The sequence below is a fragment of the Modestobacter sp. Leaf380 genome (assembly GCF_001424485.1).
Taxonomy (GTDB): domain Bacteria; phylum Actinomycetota; class Actinomycetes; order Mycobacteriales; family Geodermatophilaceae; genus Klenkia.
In genome coordinates this window covers 142,652-158,611 of sequence record NZ_LMQC01000025.1, presented here as the reverse complement: position 1 = coordinate 158,611, position 15,960 = coordinate 142,652, and the positions used below count along the sequence as shown (strand labels likewise).

The following is a 15,960-nucleotide window of genomic DNA, read 5'->3' as shown; positions in this document are numbered from 1 at the left end:
CCGCGCGCTCAGTCGTCGGTCGGGCGGCCCACGCCGAGGCCGTACAGGGTGCCCAGCACGGCACCGCCGGGAAGCCACCACGCCGGCCAGAGCGGCACCTGGCCGGGGTTCACGACGCCGACGGCGATGCAGGCGGCCACGGCTGCCACGAAGGTGCACAGCCAGACGAGGACCAGCACCTTCATGACCTGGCCCGCGCGGGTGTCGTCGAAGTACGTGTCCAGGGCCGTGGACCGGGACCTCGGCACCGCGGGTGCGACAGGGGCCGCCGACGGCGGTGCACCGAGGTCGCTGGTGAGGGCGTCGAGGTCGGACCGGGTGCGGGCGGCCCAGGTCAGCGCGGCCCGCTGGTCGAAGTCCCGTAGCTCCAGCTGCCCGACCTCGACCGCCTGCCGCAGGCGGGTCTCGACCAGCGAGCGCTCGGCATCGGACACCCGGACGTGCGGCGCTGGCACCGGCTCGGTCATGCATGGAGTCTGGCAGGTGCAGCAACCCCGTGACCAGTCCGATCCCGGGGTCGGACCGCTGCCGCGGAGACCGGTCCCCGCCGTCCCGACGGCTCCCACCCGGGACGTGGCACGCCGGCTGCTGGTCTCGAGGGGCCGACCCGCAGACGGTCTGCGGTCCCCCGTCGTGGGTGGGAGGGACCGGGAGCCGGGCGCGACGGCACGGGTCTGGCTCCTCGGCAGGGGCATCGGCCACCGGGACGGGCCGGCCAGGGTTCCCGTCGTGTCGCTGGTGGTCTGATGTCTGCGTCCCTCCTCGAAGTCGGGTGGTCCCAGTTCCTCGGCCGGGCCGGTGATCGCGGTCACGGAGTCGTCCAGCGGGGCGGTGGAGCACCGGTGCTCGCCCCAGGGGATCCGCGCCTGGCCGCCGTGCACGATGACCGCCGGGTCGATGGTGTGGTCCTGCCCGTCGTCGTCAGGGACGTCGTCGGTGATGCGCGCGGCTACGGGTCCCGCAGTCCTCGGACCTCCTCGGCGTAGCCGTCGGCGCCGGCGTCGTAGGACTCGCGCATGTCGGACGGCCAACTGTCAGACACCCCCCGCAGGCTGGCCCGACCGGTTCCTGACCGGGACCGCTCGGCACCGGTGTGGCCGGTCCACACACCCCCGTTCGTCAGCCTCCGTCCGAACGCTCGACCGGCTCGAGGAACGCGCAGGCCGTGATCGCCACCTGCGGACCGAGACCCCGACGGCCCAGATCCTCGCAGGCGGCACCTTCTGTACCGGCTCGATCGCCGCACGGCTTGGGCAACCTGATCGGGGCGTCGGGACTGCTGCGTGGACGAGGGCAGGCAGTGGTGGCAGCTGGCGGTCGTGGTGATCGCCCGTGCCGATCACAGACGTGGTGCAGACTGCCGGCGTGCCGCAGATCCGCATCGCCCAGGACCCCGACGCCGACGACCTGCTCGGCCGGGACCCCCTCGCGCTCGTGCTCAGGATGCTGCTGGACCAGCAGTTCCCGATGGAGCGTGCCTTCGCCGGCCCTGCGCTGATCGCCGAGCGGCTCGGGGTGGGGCAGTTGTCCGCCGCCGCGCTGGCCGAGGCCGACCCAGCCCAGCTGAAGGCGGTCTTCACCGGCCCGCCGGCGGTGCACCGGTACCCGGGCTCGATGGCCGAGCGCACCCAGGCGGTCTGCCGGCTGCTGGTGGAGCGCTACGACGGCCACCCCGAGGGGCTGTGGTCCGACGCCCCCGACGGGGCCACCCTGCTGCGCCGGGTCGGCGAGCTGCCCGGCTTCGGCGCGCAGAAGGCGAAGATCCTGGTGGCACTGCTGGGCAAGCAGTACGGGGTCACCCCGCCTGGCTGGCGCGAGGCGGCCGGGGACTACGGCGACGACGGCGCCCGCCGGTCCGTGGCCGACGTCACCGACCCGGTGTCGCTGGGGGAGGTCCGGGCCTTCAAGCAGCAGGCCAAGGCCGCGGCGAAGGCGGCCCGGGACCAGGCCTGACGCCTGCGCAAGCGCCGTTTGCGCCGGGCCTGGTGCACGTCCGCGGGCACGGTGGCACGATGGGTCGCGGAGCCGGGAGACACCGGGGGCCGGTCGCCAGCCAGAGACGACGCCGACCCGCGACCCCACCACCCCGGCCAGCGACAGGGAAGGGTGTCCGTGGCCTCGAGCCGACAGCACACGAACCAGGCAGAGCCCGTCCTGATCACCGAGGCCGAGCCCAGCAGGGCCGACCAGCACGACGCGCGCAAGAAGCGTTACGTGATCACGATGCTCATCCGCATGGTCAGCCTGATCCTGGCCTGCGTCTTCTACCAGACCGTGTGGCTCATGGCGGTCTTCGCGGTGCTGGGCACGGTGCTGCCCTGGATCGCCGTGGTCATGGCCAACGACCGCCCGCCGAAGAAGAAGCTCGACGTCAACCGGTACAAGGTGCCCGCACCGGACCGGATCCTGGAGAGCCGGCCCAGCGCCGGCCGGGTCATCGACGTCTGACCCCACCGCACGCACAGGAGGCCCGCACCCGACACCGGGGTGCGGGCCTCGTGTGCGTCTCAGCGGGCGCCGGCGGTCCCCACGACGGTCGCGGCGCGGGCGATCCCGGCGTCCAGCGCGGCCAGCGGGTCCGGCCGGCCCGCTGCCGCCACCCACACCGAGAGCAGCCCGGCGGCGAAGGCGTCCCCGGCCCCCGTGGTGTCCACGACGTCGACGGCGTGCGCCGGCCGGTGGGTGAGCTCGGAGCCCGCGGCCCACAGCGCGCCCTCGGCGCCCAGGCTGACCGCCACCACCGCGTGCCGGGCGGCCAGTGCGCGGGCCGCGTCGCCGGTGTCCCGGCAGCCGGTGAGCAGCCGGGCCTCCTCGGCGTTGGGCAGCAACAGGGTGGCCGCGGCCGTGTCGGCCAGCCAGCGGTCGATCCCGTACCCGGCCAGCGGCCCGGTCGACGCCGGGTCCAGCGACACGGTGCAGCCCGCCTGCACCGCAGCCGCCAACGCGGCCAGGCCCGCCTCGCGGGGACCCGGGTCCAGGAGGGTGTAACCGGACAGGTGCAGGTGCGTCGGCGGCGCCAGCGTCGGGACGTCGTCGGCGCGCAGGTCCAGGTTGGCGCCCCGGTCGGCCAGCATGCTGCGCTCCCCGCCGGGCTCCACCAGGCTGACGATCGTGCCGGTGCCCGCGCCGGGCACCGCCCGCAGTGCCAGCTGCACCCCGGCCGCGGACAGCTCCGCGGCCAGCCCGGCGCCGGCCGGGTCGTCGCCGACGCAGCCGACCAGCTGCACCGACGTCCCCAGGGCGGCCAGGTGCGCGGCGACGTTCGCGCCGGCACCGCCACCCCGGCTGCGGATCGCGGCCGGCCGGTCCGAACCCGGCGCGGGGACGCCGGACAGCACCGCGACGACGTCGGTGCAGACGTCGCCGACCACGACCACCTGGGGCGCGGTCACCTCAGGACAGCTGGGCGAGCTCGGCGGCGATCCGGCCGGCCAGCTCGGCGTTGCGCAGCACCAGCTGCACGTTCACCGCCAGGGTCGCGCCCTCGCTGGCGTCGTGCAGGTGGCCCAGCACGAACGGCGTCACGTCCTTGCCTCGGGCTCCGGCGGCGTCGGCCGCGGCGAGGGCGCCGGCGATGACCCGGTCGTGCAGGTCGCGGTCCAGCTGCTCGGACTCCGGCAGCGGGTTGGCCACCACGACGGCGCCGGGGGCCAGCGCCCGGCGGGCCGCGAACACCCGGGCGGCGGCCGCCGGGTCCTCCACCTGCCAGTCCAGGGCGTGACCGGAGTCGGCGACGTAGAAGCCGGGGAAACGCAGCGTGCGGTAGCCGACGACGGTGACCGACAGGGTCTCCATCCGCTCCAGGGTGGCCGGCACGTCCAGGATCGACTTGACCCCCGCGCAGACGACCACGATCGAGGTCCGGGCCAGCGCGACCAGGTCGGCGGACTCGTCGAAGGTGTCCTGCGACTGCCGGTGCACCCCGCCCAGCCCACCGGTGGCGAAGACGCCGATGCCGGCGGCGGCCGCGAGCAGGGCGGTGCTGGACACGGTGGTGGCACCCGAGACGCCGAGCGCGGCCGCGATCGGGAGATCCCGCACGCCGAGCTTGGCGAGCTCGGTGTCCGCGCAGACGCGGTCCACCTCGGCGGCGGTCAGGCCGACGTGCGGGACGCCGTCCAGCACGGCGATCGTCGCGGGGACCGCACCGCCGGCGCGGACGGCGTCCTCCACCTGGTCGGCGGCAGCGCGGTTGTCCGGTCGGGGCAGGCCGTGGGCCAGCAGGGTGCTCTCCAGGGCGACGACCGGGCGGCCGGCGGCCAGCGCGTCGGCGACCTCGGGGGAGAGGACGGGGGTGGGGGTGGCGGCACGGGGTGTGGGGGCAGACACCCTGTCATCATGGACGGCGGGTCGCAGCGCCCGGGAGACCCCCCGGTGCCGGCCCGCCCGCAGCCCCCGACCACCGACAGGGAGTCCCACCGTGAGCACCGAGATCCTCGAGCGTCCCGACGTCCGCGACTCGAGCACCGACCAGGGCCCCGAGGTCTTCCACTACGTGAAGAAGAACGCGATCGCCGAGAGCGCCGTCATGGGCACCATGGTCGAGGCGCTGTGCGGCGAGGTCTTCCCGGTCACCAAGAGCCCCAAGCCCGGCAGCCCGGTGTGCGAGCCGTGCAAGGAGGTCTACGCGCAGCTCAAGAAGTGAAGGACCTCGTCGCCCCCCACCCGACGCTGCGCGCCGGGCGGGCCCCTGCGACGAGGCCGTTCCATCGGGCGCGGTTGGTCACCTGAGGCCGAGCTTGCGGGCCTCGAGGTGGATCTTGGCCTCGCGGCGGCGCTTGCGGCGGCGGTCGTGGCGGCGCTGGCCGCTGGGCCAGCGTGCCTCGACGGTGGCGTTCATCTCCGCGCCCAGCAGGATCGCCATGCCGAGGAAGAAGCAGAACAGCAGGGCCGCGATCGGGGCGGCCAGCGCGCCGTAGGGCAGCGCCGTGGTGAGGATGTCGGCGACGTAGGTGCGCAGCACCAGGGACGCCGCGATGAAGAACGCCACCGCGAACAGCGCACCCAGCAGGTGCCGCAGCCAGGGCAGCCGGCGGGGCAGGGTCACGTGGTAGAAGCTGGTCAGGGCCAGGACGAGCAGCACCAGCACCGAGGGCCAGTAGACCGCGTTCACCAGCACGGTCGCGGTGTCCTGCCACTCGGTCGGCAGCAGCGCCACGATCGACGTGCGGCCCAGCACCAGCAGCGGCAGGGACAGCACCGCGATCACCAGGGCGACGACGAACAGGCCCAGGGCCATCAGCCGGGTGCGGATCGGACCGCGGACGTCGCGCTGGTCGTAGGCGATGACGCTGGTGTTCATGAAGGTCGCCACCCCCGAGGACCCCGCCCACAGCGAGACCAGGAAGCCCAGGCTCACCACGTCGAGCCGACCCGAACCCAGGATGTCGTTGAGCGTGGGCTGGACCAGGGTCTCCACGACGTCGGGGGTCAGCGCCTGGGAGGCCAGGTCGACGAGCCGGTCCTCGATCTCGGTGACCGTGTCGTCGCCGATGAAGTTGCCCAGGTAGCCCAGCGACCCCAGCAGACCGATCAACAAGGGCGGGACAGACAGCACCTGCCAGAACGACGCCTCGGCCGACAGGCCCAGGATGCGGTCGTGCCAGGCCTTGGCGACCGTCCGGCCCAGCACCTGCAACGGCACCCGGACCGGCGCCGGCGCCCGGGCGACGGCGAGCTTCGGCGACCACGGCACCCGGGCCGAGGACGCACTGGCGGTCGAGCCGGTGTGCTCCTCGTCGGGCGCCCGGTCGTCGAGGACCGGGTCCGGCTCCTCGGCGCCGGCACCCGCCGCAGCGCCCGAAGGCAGGACCGTCGCCATCCGACCAGTGTGCACGGGCCAACCGTCCCCCGTCGGGGGCCGCCCACCCGGACGGGTCAGGTCGACACGCCCGGGAGGACCGTCCGGGACGGGCGGCGGCCCGTCGGCTGGGCCGGCGCCGCGGGGGCGGTGCCCTCCGGCGCGGGGGGCGCGACGGGCACGCAGCGGATGACCGGCTCTGCGGCGTAGCGGGTCTGGAAGTCCTCCGTGCGGATCTGGGCACCGGTCGCCGGGTCCTTGAAGACCCGGGTCACGGTGATGTCGAACCCGTTGGACCCGCCCTGCGGGGAGCACGAGCCGTCGTCGGGCTTCTCTTGCACCACGGGGGAGCGCACGTTGTACCGGTCGCTGCTGATCGACTCGATGTCGTAGCGCTGGGTGCCCCAGAACGTCACGGTGAGGGAGTTCGACGTCCAGATCGTCTGCACGTAGACGCCGGTCGGGCTGTCGTTGCGCCACTTCAGGTCGATCGAGTCGTAGTAGACCGTCGCCTCGCGGCCCGCCGGGTACCGGGAGATGTAGTAGCTGTGCGGCTTGTGGAACACGTCCTCGAGCCCGGCGAAGAAGACGGCGTTGAACATCGTGGTGGCGAACTGGCTGATGCCACCACCGACGGCCTGGGTGAACTCGCCGTTGTTGATGACGCCGGCGGCGACGTAGCCCTGGGCCTCACCGCGCGGCCCGGTGTAGCCGTTGAGGCTGAAGTCCTCGCCCGGCAGGATCAGCGCGCCGTCCACCTCGGCAGCCACCACGCGGATGTTGGTGCCCGAGGCCTGGCTGGTGAAGTTGGTGGTGAACGTGCTGATCTGCTCCACCACTCCCAGGGCGTTGGCCTCGTCGGTGGTGAACTCCGCCGGCACGGGGCCCAGGCTCGCGGTGACCTGGCGCGGGGCCGGCTGGGCGAGCACCGGCAGCAGCTGCCCGGCCAGCGCGGTCGGGTCGATGCCGGTGCCGTCGACCGAGGGCACCACGGAGATCGAGCTGCCGCTGACGGCGAAGTCGGCGTCCACCGCGGGCGTGCCGAACTCCCCGAGCTGGTCGCCCAGGGCGGTCGAGAGGGCCGCGGGGTCCAGGGTGACGGCGAGCGTGCCGTCCTCCTGCCCGGTGAAGACCAGGGCCGAGGCGATCCCGGCCTCGTCGATCTCCGCGGTCGTCGCACCGTCGTCGCCGACGACGGTGACCGGTGCCGACAGTGCCGGGGTGACGGTCTCGTCGAGGGCCTGCTGGGCCTGCTCCTCGTGGACCAGCACGTCGGTGGTCTCCACCGGCAGGTCGATCGGCGTGGCCGGGTCGCCGCCGGAGGCCAGCGCCTCGGTGACGGCCTCTGCCGCGCCTGCGCGGTCCAGCTCGCGACCGGTCACCGCCGGGACGACGGAGGCCTCCGTGCCCTCCAGGGCGATGGTCGCGTCGCTGGGCGCCCGGTCGACCTGGCCGGCGAACTGCTCGAGCTGGGCCTCCAGCGCGGTCTCGTCGCCGGTGATGACCGGCTCGACCTCGCGGTCGGTGAACAGCGAGACGACCCGGGTCCACGGGTTCAGCGGCTGACCTGACGCCGCCTGCACGGTGGCGTCGACGTCCAGGGTGATGCCGGCGGTGGCGGGGGACAGCGTGCCCTGGACGTCGTCGGCGACCAGGACGTGGTCCGCGGTCACCCGCGGGGCCAGGTCGGCGGTCAGCGTGTCGGCAGCGGCGGCGGGGGACATGCCGCCGACGTCGACGCCGGCGACCACGGTGTTGCGGGGGACGTCGTCCCCGGCCACGGCCAGGTCGGCGCCGTAGACGACGCCGAGCAGGACGAGCAGGCCCACCGGGGCCAGCACGGCGGGACGGCGCCACCAGGAACGGGACGTGCCCGCGTCCTCGGGGTCACCGGGACCGTCGTCCGTGGTGTCGCCGGTGACGGCCTCGTGCTCGGTGCCGGACGCGGGCCACGGTTCCGCGGGGGAGTCCGCCCAGGCCGACGAGGCGGCCGCGACGACGGTGGGGTCTTCCCGCTCGGGCTCGTCCGGCGGCTGCGGTGCAGCCGAGGCAGGGCTGCGCGGCGGGACGTCGTCGAAGACGTCGCGCGGGACGACGGCCGCCGGCACCTCGGCAGTGGTCTCCAGGTCGCTGGGCTCCTCGTCGCGGACCGGGGGCCGCTCGTCGGGCGCCGGTGTCGTGCGGGCGGACGGCGTGCGGGTGGACGGCGTGGCCAGCTCGCTGGTGGGCAGCTGCTCGACCGGGACCGGCGGCGGAGCGTCCTCGTCGCGGGCGCGGCGACGGGGGGTCAGCGGCAGCTGGGGTGCCGGCGCCGACGGCGGGGTGGGCCGCACGGAGGCGACGGGTCGCTGCGGGGAGACCGCGGGCGGCGCGGCAGGGGAGCCCGGGCGGGCCGACCCGACGGTGCCGTCGGGCTGCAGTCGCTCGGTGCGGTCCGCGGCGTCGGCGGACGCCGGGTCCGCAGGCGCAGTCTCAGCAGGCGCAGGGTCCTCGGGTGCAGGGCCCTGGGGCGCAGGGCGCTCGGCGGCAGGGTCCTCGGGGGTGGCCGCGGTCTCCGCGGGCTGGTCCGGGGTCTCGTCGGCTCGCTGCTGGTCCTCGCGCGGGGTCTCCTCGCGCGGGGTGGGGTCGCTCATCGGGTGGTCTCCGCCTCGATCTGGCCGGGGCACCTGCCCGGGGTACGACGACGCCGCCGGTGCTCGTCCCGGGGAGGGACGGGAGCACCGGCGGCGTCGTCAGGTGAGAGCTCCATCGCTGGGAGCGACGATAGCGTCTCGATCAGGTCGTGACGGGCTGCTCGCTGTCGGCGTCGATGATGTCGACGGCGATGTCGCGCAGCTTGGCGTCGTACTCGCGGGCGTGGTGCCCGCAGAAGACGAGGTCGCTGCCGCTGGCGAGCACGACGCGCACCTTGGCGAGCGCGCCGCAGCGGTCGCAGTGGAAGGGAACGACCAGGTCGTCGGTGGGCGGGCTCGTCGTCAGGGTCTGTGTCATCTGGTCATCACTCGCTCTCTACCGCACGGACCCGCGCTTGCGGATCGGCCTCCTGCACAGCGCCAGGATGACCCCCGGTGTTCCCGATCCGGTCCGATGGACTCCCGACTCGCCGATGGCGGCGTGTCGCGGGTCCGCGGGACCTGGGGGTGGAGCGGGTCGGCAGGGATCTCACTGGTCGTGGTGGTCGTTCGTGGTGCACGTGCTCGGTGGTTCATCGGTGCACCGACCCGGGGGCCGGCAGTGGGGTCCGCTGCTTGCTTGACGCCTCCCACGCTACGCGCTTACCCGCCAGCCCGTCCTCCCACACCGCGACCGACCCGCTCCCGTGGAGTGACCCCCGACCGGATGGAACGGCCCCCTCGCAGGGACCCGGGCCGCGCGCAGCGTGGTCCGGGAGACGAGGGGGTCTTCCCTCTCAGTCCAGGTAGTCGCGCAGCACCTGGGAGCGGCTGGGGTGGCGCAGCTTGGACATCGTCTTGGACTCGATCTGCCTGATCCGCTCCCGGGTGACGCCGTAGACCTGGCCGATCTCGTCCAGGGTGCGCGGCTGGCCGTCGGCGAGGCCGAAGCGCAGCCGGACGACGCCGGCCTCCCGCTCGGACAGCGTCTGCAGCACGCTGGTCAGCTGGTCCTGCATGAGGGTGAAGCTGACCGCGTCGACGGCCACGACGGCCTCGGAGTCCTCGATGAAGTCGCCGAGCTGGCTGTCGCCCTCGTCGCCGATGGTCTGGTCCAGGCTGATCGGCTCCCGGGCGTACTGCTGGATCTCCAGCACCTTCTCCGGGGTGATGTCCATCTCCTTGGCCAGCTCCTCCGGCGTGGGCTCCCGGCCCAGGTCCTGGAGCAGCTCGCGCTGGATGCGACCCAGCTTGTTGATGACCTCGACCATGTGCACCGGGATGCGGATGGTGCGCGCCTGGTCGGCCATCGCGCGGGTGATGGCCTGGCGGATCCACCACGTCGCGTNCCGACGGGCCGCAGGACCCGCGCACCGCGCAGCTGCCCGCACGCTGGATGCGACCCAGCTTGTTGATGACCTCGACCATGTGCACCGGGATGCGGATGGTGCGCGCCTGGTCGGCCATCGCGCGGGTGATGGCCTGGCGGATCCACCACGTCGCGTAGGTCGAGAACTTGTAGCCCTTGGTGTAGTCGAACTTCTCGACCGCGCGGATGAGCCCGAGGTTGCCCTCCTGGATGAGGTCCAGGAAGGCCATGCCGCGGCCGGTGTAGCGCTTGGCGAGGGAGACGACCAGGCGGAGGTTGGCCTCCAGCAGGTGGTTCTTGGCGCGCTCGCCGTCGCGGACGATCCAGTTGAGGTCCCGGCGCATCTGCGTCGTCAGCTTGGTGCCCTCGGCCTCGACCTGGCGCAGCCGCTCGGAGCCGTACAGGCCGGCCTCGATGCGCTTGGCGAGGTCGACCTCCTCCTCGGCGTTGAGCAGGGCGACCTTGCCGATCTGCTTGAGGTAGGCGCGCACCGAGTCCGCCGAGGCGGTCATCTCGGCGTCCTTGCGCGCTTGGCGCAACGCGACGCTCTCCTCCTCGTCGTCCCACTCGAACTCCGTCGAGCCGGCGGCGTCGGCCTCGGGCTTCTCCTCGGTCTCGGCCACGCCGTCCTTGCCGACGACGGCGCTCTCGTCCAGCGTCAGGCCCTCCTTGCCGGCGACGACGGCCGTGGCCTGCCCGGGGGTGGCGACGGCGGTGAGCACCGTGCCCTCGGCGGCGTCCTGCCCGGGGGAGGGGGTGATCGTCGGCTTGGTCCGCGCGGCCGGCTTCCTCGCCGCGGCCCGCTTCGCCGGTGCGGCGGCGGGGCTGGCGGTGGAGGGGCTGGCGGTGGACGGCGCGGTGTCCTGGGGGGCGACGGACTTGGCGGCGGTCACTCGGGGTTCCTTCCCGTGCTGCGGTGCTGCGGTGCGTTCCCCGGGGTGGAGGCCCTCGGGCAGCGGCCCCGGGACCGGACGCACAGACGCACTCCGGCACGGGAGACCGGTGGTGTGGGACGACCGGCTGCGGGACGGAGAGGTCTGTCCGGCTGGGCCGGCGAGGTGCGGGGCGTCACCATTGTAACGACGGGCCCGCGGCCGGTCAGCAGTTGCGGTACGTGATCGGGTCGCCCGGACGTGTGCGTCCGCTGTGCGACTGCCCAGCGCTGCGCTGTGACGCCCGTCTCCGGGCGTCACAGCGCCGGGCTCACTGGCCGATGCGCTGCTCGGCGGCCAGGGCCGCACCGACGATGCCGGCGTCGTTGAGCAGCTCGGCGGGCACCACCCGGGTGCGGGTCGACAGCAGCGGCACCCACTTGTGCGCCTTCTTGCTCACCCCGCCGCCCACGACGATCAGGTCGGGCCACAGGCCCCGCTCCAGGGTGTCCAGGTAGCGGTCCACGCGCTTGGCCCAGTCCGGGTAGCTGAGGTCCTCACGCTCGCGCGCGGCGGCCGAGGCGGCCTTCTCGCCGTCCGCGCCGTCGACCTCGATGTGGCCGAACTCCGTGTTGGGCACCAGACGCCCGTCGATGAACAGGGCACTGCCGATGCCCGTGCCGAAGGTCAGCATCAGCACCAGGCCCCGCTGGCCCTTGCCGGCGCCGTAGGCCATCTCGGCGAGCCCTGCGGCGTCGGCGTCGTTGAGGGTCTGCACCGTGCCCGGGATCCGGGTCTCGACGCCGGCGGCCATGTCGGTGCCGATCCAGGTCGGGTCCATGTTGGCGGCGGTGTAGGCCACGCCGCTCTTCATGACCCCGGGGTAGGTGACGCCGATGCGCCCCTCCCAGCCGAACTGACCGACGATGTCGCCGATCACGTCGTACACCGGGTCGGGCATGGCCGGCTGCGGGGTCGGTATCCGGACCCGTTCCCCGATGAGCTCACCCCTGTCCAGGTCGACCAGGCACCCCTTGATGCCACTGCCACCGACGTCCACTCCGAAGCCCTGCACGCGGACAGGCTAGTGATCGCCGCCGCAGTCGCACAGCACCGACTCCGGCAGGATCACCCCACGTGACCACTCCCGCGTCCACTGCCCCGTCCGCCGCCCCGTCCGCCGCCCTGCCCACCCCCCTGGCCACGGAGCTGCTCGAGCTGGCCCTGGCCACCGCCGCCGATGCCGCCGCCCTGGTCTCCGCCGGCCGCGCGAGCGCCGGCGACGACGTGGACACCAAGACCAGCGTCGTCGACGTCGTCACCGCCGTGGACAAGGCCAGCGAGGCCCTCGTCGTCGACCGGCTGCTCGGGGCCCGGCCCGACGACGGGGTGCTGGGGGAGGAGGGGGCCTCCCGGGAGGGCTCCAGCGGCGTCCGCTGGGTCGTGGACCCCATCGACGGCACGGTCAACTTCCTCTACGGCCTGGGGTCCTTCGCCGTCTGCATCGCCGCAGAGGTCGACGGGGTCACCGAGGTGGGCGTGGTCGTCGACGTGCCCACGGGGGAGACCTACGCCGCGGTGCGCGGCGGGGGCGCCTGGGTGACCCGCGACGGCGTCCGGACGGCGCTGCGCTCGTCCTCGCCCGCGAGCCTGGAGCTGACGCTGGTGGCCACCGGGTTCGCCTACGACCGGGGCATCCGCACCCGGCAGGGCCACGTGCTGGCCGCCGTGCTGCCCGAGGTGCGCGACGTGCGCCGCTGGGGGTCGGCGGCGGTGGAGATCTGCCTGGCCGCGGCCGGACGGGTGGACGCGTTCTACCAGCTGGACCTCAAGCCCTGGGACCACGTCGCGGCCGACCTGGTCGCCGCCGAGGCCGGTCTGCGCGTCTCGGTGACCACGGGCCACGGGTCCGGTGACCCGCTGGTGACCGCCGTCCCGGCCTCGATCGAGACCGATTTCCTCGCGCTGGTGGCCCGGGCGCACGAGGCACACCGGTAGCCCGGGCGCGGGGCCCGCGGTCAGCAGGCGGCGGCGGGGACGTCCGTCGCGGGGGCCAGGGTGGCGGCGACCTGCTCGGCGGTGGCCAGCTCGGTGAAGGCCGGGCCGATCACCAGGTCGACGGTCGCGTCGGCCCGGGTGTCGACGAAGTCGGTCGACCCGGGCAGCTGGACCGCCAGGTACCGGGCGGCCTCGCTGCCGCGGGGACCGTGCCGCACCTCGCCGGCCCCGGCGACCTCGCGGCCGCTGGAGTCGTTCGCGATCTCGGTGACGACGAAGCCGCGCGACTGCAGGGTGCTGGCCACCGTCTGGGCCAGACCCGCCGTGTCGGTCGCGTTGAACACCCGCACCTGCAGCGTGGCCGGGTCCAGGGACGGCGGGGCGACAGCGGCGCTCGTGCAGGCCGCGGCCTGGGCGCGGTCGGTGGCCGCAGCGTCCCGGAAGACGTTCCACCAGACACCCAGCGCGGCGATGGCCAGCACCAGCAGGAACACGAGGGGCACGATCGGCCGACGGCCACTGCGTGAGCGGACCGGGGGACGGGACTCGCTCAACTGCGCTCCACTCGGGCGGCCCCCCGCGTTCGGGGGCTGGGGCTCTCGACGTCGGGGACTCTAGTGGGACCCGACCGTCTCAGAGGGCACCGTCCTCGAGCGCGGCGCGTCCCAGCCGCACGCAGGGGTCGATCTTGTCGGCGTAGCCGGCGGTGTCCTTGCCGGCCATCGCCCCCGCGGCCGAGCGGGCGACGATGCCGGCCAGGATCGAGGCGAACTTGAAGTAGGCGAACCCGGCGTACCAGGACAGGTCGCCCAGGTCGGTGCCGCTGCGGGCGGCGTAGTGCTCGGCCACCTCGGCCCGGGTCGGGAAGCCCGGCAGCGTGGTCACCGGCGACAGGGCGACGCCGCGGTCCTCACCGGCCTGGGGCCAGTAGACGAAGAGCATCCCCAGGTCGGTGAGCGGGTCGCCCAGGGTGGACATCTCCCAGTCCAGCACCGCGCGCACCCGGCCGGGCACCTCCGGGTCCAGCAGGCAGTTGTCCAGCCGGAAGTCCCCGTGCACGATGCCCGTCCGGCGGGTGTCGGGCACGGTCGCGGCCAGCCGGGCGGCGAGGGCGTCCAGCTCGGGCCGGTCGCGGTCCCGGGTGGCCTCCCACTGGGTGGTCCAGCGGCGCACCTGACGGGCCAGGAAGCCCTCGGGCCGGCCGAAGTCGGAGAGCCCCACAGCTGCCGGGTCCACCGCGTGCAGGTCGGCCAGCACGTCGATGAGGCCCTCGGCCAGCCGGCGCCGCTCGGCCGGCGTCTCGGCGTACCCGGCCGGCAGCTCGTCGACGACGTGCACGCCGACGACCCGCTCCATCACGTAGAACGGCGCCCCGAGCACCTCGGTGTCGGTGCACAGGTGCAGCGTGCGGGGGACCGGCACCGGCGTCCCGCCCAGCGCGCTGACGACCCGGTGCTCCCGGGCCATGTCGTGCGCGGTCGCGAGCACGGCCCCGGTCGGCGGACGCCGCAGGATCACCGCCGCCTCGTCGTCCCGGCCGCCCGGACCTGCCGTCGGGGTCACCACGTACGTGAGGTTGGACATGCCCGCGGCGATGAGGTCGACGTCCACCTCCCGCCAGCGCTCGTCGGCCAGGACGGTGGCCAGGTAGGGGCCCACGACCCCTGGATCAGCACCCACGGCGGCGGTCATCGGCGCAGGGTAACCTCTGGCGCCCCCGCCCCCCTGCAGTGCCGGACGACGTCTCCCCGCCGAGGCCGTCGCACGTCACGGTGGGCACGGGGTGTGACCGCGGCCCAGCCGGGCACAAACGCGGTGCGCACCGCGTTGGGGGGCTGCCGGAGCCGATCGGGGGACCGGGTCGGAGCCCTCGGGCGACACCGTCCCGGCCGACACCGGTGCACGACACAGACCTCCGGGTCGCCCCACCGGGCGGCCGACGAGAGACACCGAGCGGGAACGCCACACCGTGCGCGCCCGCGACATCAGGGAAGAGGGGCACACACCATGGCCACCGACTACGACGCCCCACGCCGCAACGAGTCCGACGAGATGGGCGAGGACTCCCTGGAGGAGCTCAAGGCCCGTCGCGCGGAGGCCCAGTCCTCCTCGGTCGACGTCGACGAGACCGACTTCAACGAGGCGCTCGAGCTGCCCGGCGCCGACCTGTCCAACGAGGAGCTCACCGTCCGCGTGCTGCCCAAGCAGGAGGACGAGTTCACCTGCTCGAGCTGCTTCCTGGTGCACCACCGCAGCCGGCTGGCCTCCACCAAGGGCGACCGGCTGGTCTGCCGCGACTGCGCCTGACCGGTCGCGCCACACCGCACCGCCACACCGCCACACCGCACCACCACTGCAGGACCACCGAGGGGGAGCCGTGAGCAGCGAGGGACCGCGCACCGGACCGGTGCGGGACGTGCCGCGGCCCCGCCCGGTGGAGGGCGAGGTCGTCCCCGGCCCGGAGAGCGGTGGGGGTCTGGGCCGCGCGGCCCGGTCCCTCGCCGACGCCGTCGCCGGACTGCTCGGTGACCGCGACGCCCCGGCGTCTGGTCCCTCCACGGCGGGCCCGGCCGCGGGGAGCCGGGCCGCCCGCACCCTGCGTGACGTCGTCGGTGCCGTCGCCTCCGCCGTCCGCGGCGGGGGTGACGACGGCGCCCCGGCGGCCACCGCCGGCGCGGGCGAGGCCGGCGGCCGCAGCTGGAACCCCGGCACGGTCCTCACCGACCTGCTCCGCACCGCCGCACCGAGGCTGCCCATCCGGGACCGCGACCGCATCCGCGCCGCGCACCCCGGCCGCACCGACAGCGAGATCGCCGAGCACCTGGTGTCCCGCGCGGCGACCCTGACCGCGGGCATCGGGGCCGCCACCGGCGGGCTGACCGCCGCGCAGTGGTTCGCACCGCCCTCGATGGTGGCACTGCCGCTGGAGCTGGGCGCGGAGACCGTGCTGGTCGCCGCGGTCGAGGTCGTGCTGATCGGCGAGCTGCACGAGCTCCACGGCCGACCCGCCGTGGGCGAGGCCGGGCAGCGTGCCGGCGCCTACCTGAACGCCTGGACCTCGCAGCGCGCCGTGGACGGCGTCCCCGGGCAGGGCGGACTGCTGTCCACCATCGGCAGCGCCGGGGTCAACGCGCTCCGCCGCCGGGTCACCCGCCGGCTGGCCCGCAACGTCTCCTCCGCGGCCCCCTTCCTGCTGGGCGCCACGCTGGCCGCCCGCAGCAACCGCAAGGCCACCACCGAGCTGGCCGAGAAGGTGCTCGCCGACCTGCGCACGGCGCTGCCCGGCTCGTCCTGACCGCCGACCCGCCG

16 protein-coding genes and 1 pseudogene are annotated in these 15,960 nt (G+C 74.5%); 6 read left to right on the top strand and 11 right to left on the bottom strand.

Annotated elements, in window-relative coordinates:
• Nucleotides 1-8: 8 nt before the first annotated feature.
• Nucleotides 9-467, bottom strand: coding sequence for a DUF1707 domain-containing protein (locus ASG41_RS24045; RefSeq protein ID WP_056301160.1), 459 nt, complete (start codon nucleotides 465-467; stop codon nucleotides 9-11).
• 898 nt (nucleotides 468-1,365) lie between these two features.
• On the opposite strand from ASG41_RS24045, the gene ASG41_RS22650 reads away from it, so the two are divergent.
• Entirely contained in the window at nucleotides 1,366-1,953 is a 588-nt protein-coding gene (locus tag ASG41_RS22650) for an HhH-GPD-type base excision DNA repair protein (RefSeq protein ID WP_056301276.1), read from the top strand.
• Between the two features lie 159 nt (nucleotides 1,954-2,112).
• Nucleotides 2,113-2,448, top strand: a complete 336-nt coding sequence (locus ASG41_RS22645) for a DUF3099 domain-containing protein (protein ID WP_056301273.1) — start codon at nucleotides 2,113-2,115, stop codon at nucleotides 2,446-2,448.
• 59 nt (nucleotides 2,449-2,507) lie between these two features.
• On the opposite strand, the gene ASG41_RS22640 is transcribed toward ASG41_RS22645, so the two are convergent.
• Both ASG41_RS22640 and ASG41_RS22635 read right to left on the bottom strand, forming a co-directional pair.
• Nucleotides 2,508-3,392, bottom strand: a complete 885-nt coding sequence (locus ASG41_RS22640; RefSeq protein WP_056301157.1) for a carbohydrate kinase family protein — start codon at nucleotides 3,390-3,392, stop codon at nucleotides 2,508-2,510.
• A 1-nt stretch (nucleotide 3,393) separates the two neighbouring features.
• On the bottom strand, nucleotides 3,394-4,329 hold the full coding sequence (locus ASG41_RS22635) for a pseudouridine-5'-phosphate glycosidase (protein WP_056301154.1): 936 nt from the start codon (nucleotides 4,327-4,329) through the stop codon (nucleotides 3,394-3,396).
• 91 nt (nucleotides 4,330-4,420) lie between these two features.
• On the opposite strand from ASG41_RS22635, the gene ASG41_RS22630 reads away from it, so the two are divergent.
• Complete coding sequence (locus ASG41_RS22630) at nucleotides 4,421-4,645, top strand: DUF3039 domain-containing protein (protein WP_056301150.1); 225 nt, start codon at nucleotides 4,421-4,423, stop codon at nucleotides 4,643-4,645.
• A 78-nt stretch (nucleotides 4,646-4,723) separates the two neighbouring features.
• On the opposite strand, the gene ASG41_RS22625 is transcribed toward ASG41_RS22630, so the two are convergent.
• From ASG41_RS22625 to ppgK, 6 genes and pseudogenes are all read right to left on the bottom strand, one after another.
• Complete coding sequence (locus tag ASG41_RS22625) at nucleotides 4,724-5,821, bottom strand: YihY/virulence factor BrkB family protein (protein ID WP_056301146.1); 1,098 nt, start codon at nucleotides 5,819-5,821, stop codon at nucleotides 4,724-4,726.
• Nucleotides 5,822-5,877: 56 nt separating this feature from the next.
• Nucleotides 5,878-8,433 carry a VanW family protein gene (locus tag ASG41_RS22620; protein WP_157519671.1) on the bottom strand — a complete coding sequence of 852 codons (2,556 nt, stop codon included), beginning with the start codon at nucleotides 8,431-8,433 and terminating at the stop codon, nucleotides 5,878-5,880.
• Between the two features lie 142 nt (nucleotides 8,434-8,575).
• The gene (locus ASG41_RS22615) at nucleotides 8,576-8,791 is read right to left on the bottom strand and encodes a hypothetical protein (RefSeq protein ID WP_056301144.1); all 216 of its coding nucleotides are present in this window, start codon (nucleotides 8,789-8,791) and stop codon (nucleotides 8,576-8,578) included.
• A 418-nt stretch (nucleotides 8,792-9,209) separates the two neighbouring features.
• Nucleotides 9,210-9,760, bottom strand: a pseudogene (locus ASG41_RS22610) (RNA polymerase sigma factor); the annotation flags it as partial.
• 1 nt (nucleotide 9,761) lies between these two features.
• A partial coding sequence (locus tag ASG41_RS25010; RefSeq protein ID WP_369800072.1) for a sigma-70 family RNA polymerase sigma factor occupies nucleotides 9,762-10,737 on the bottom strand: 976 nt, incomplete at its 3' end.
• Between the two features lie 247 nt (nucleotides 10,738-10,984).
• Nucleotides 10,985-11,728 carry a polyphosphate--glucose phosphotransferase gene (ppgK, locus tag ASG41_RS22595; protein ID WP_056301139.1) on the bottom strand — a complete coding sequence of 248 codons (744 nt, stop codon included), beginning with the start codon at nucleotides 11,726-11,728 and terminating at the stop codon, nucleotides 10,985-10,987.
• 62 nt (nucleotides 11,729-11,790) lie between these two features.
• Here ppgK and ASG41_RS22590 point away from each other — a divergent pair, with 62 nt between their 5' ends.
• Entirely contained in the window at nucleotides 11,791-12,651 is an 861-nt protein-coding gene (locus ASG41_RS22590; RefSeq protein WP_056301135.1) for an inositol monophosphatase family protein, read from the top strand.
• Between the two features lie 20 nt (nucleotides 12,652-12,671).
• Here the strand turns inward: ASG41_RS22590 and ASG41_RS22585 are convergent, their stop codons facing one another.
• A complete protein-coding gene (locus ASG41_RS22585) occupies nucleotides 12,672-13,205 on the bottom strand; it encodes a LytR C-terminal domain-containing protein (protein ID WP_056301132.1) in 534 nt (177 codons plus the stop codon).
• 79 nt (nucleotides 13,206-13,284) lie between these two features.
• The gene (locus tag ASG41_RS22580; protein ID WP_056301129.1) at nucleotides 13,285-14,343 is read right to left on the bottom strand and encodes a phosphotransferase family protein; all 1,059 of its coding nucleotides are present in this window, start codon (nucleotides 14,341-14,343) and stop codon (nucleotides 13,285-13,287) included.
• 315 nt (nucleotides 14,344-14,658) lie between these two features.
• Here ASG41_RS22580 and ASG41_RS22575 point away from each other — a divergent pair, with 315 nt between their 5' ends.
• Together ASG41_RS22575 and ASG41_RS22570 are read left to right on the top strand one after the other, a co-directional pair.
• Nucleotides 14,659-14,958, top strand: coding sequence for a DUF4193 domain-containing protein (locus ASG41_RS22575; protein ID WP_056301126.1), 300 nt, complete (start codon nucleotides 14,659-14,661; stop codon nucleotides 14,956-14,958).
• 70 nt (nucleotides 14,959-15,028) lie between these two features.
• Complete coding sequence (locus ASG41_RS22570; protein WP_056301124.1) at nucleotides 15,029-15,946, top strand: hypothetical protein; 918 nt, start codon at nucleotides 15,029-15,031, stop codon at nucleotides 15,944-15,946.
• Nucleotides 15,947-15,960 lie beyond the last annotated feature (14 nt).

Excerpts from the sequence above, each read along its gene's own strand:
- ASG41_RS24045 (WP_056301160.1), bottom strand. The coding sequence starts at position 467 with ATGACCGAGCCGGTGCCAGCGCCGCACGTCCGGGTGTCCGATGCCGAG.
- ASG41_RS22625 (WP_056301146.1), bottom strand. The coding sequence starts at position 5,821 with ATGGCGACGGTCCTGCCTTCGGGCGCTGCGGCGGGTGCCGGCGCCGAG.
- ASG41_RS22620 (WP_157519671.1), bottom strand. The coding sequence starts at position 8,433 with ATGAGCGACCCCACCCCGCGCGAGGAGACCCCGCGCGAGGACCAGCAG.
- ASG41_RS22615 (WP_056301144.1), bottom strand. The coding sequence starts at position 8,791 with ATGACACAGACCCTGACGACGAGCCCGCCCACCGACGACCTGGTCGTT.
- ASG41_RS22580 (WP_056301129.1), bottom strand. The coding sequence starts at position 14,343 with ATGACCGCCGCCGTGGGTGCTGATCCAGGGGTCGTGGGCCCCTACCTG.
- ASG41_RS22575 (WP_056301126.1), top strand. The coding sequence starts at position 14,659 with ATGGCCACCGACTACGACGCCCCACGCCGCAACGAGTCCGACGAGATG.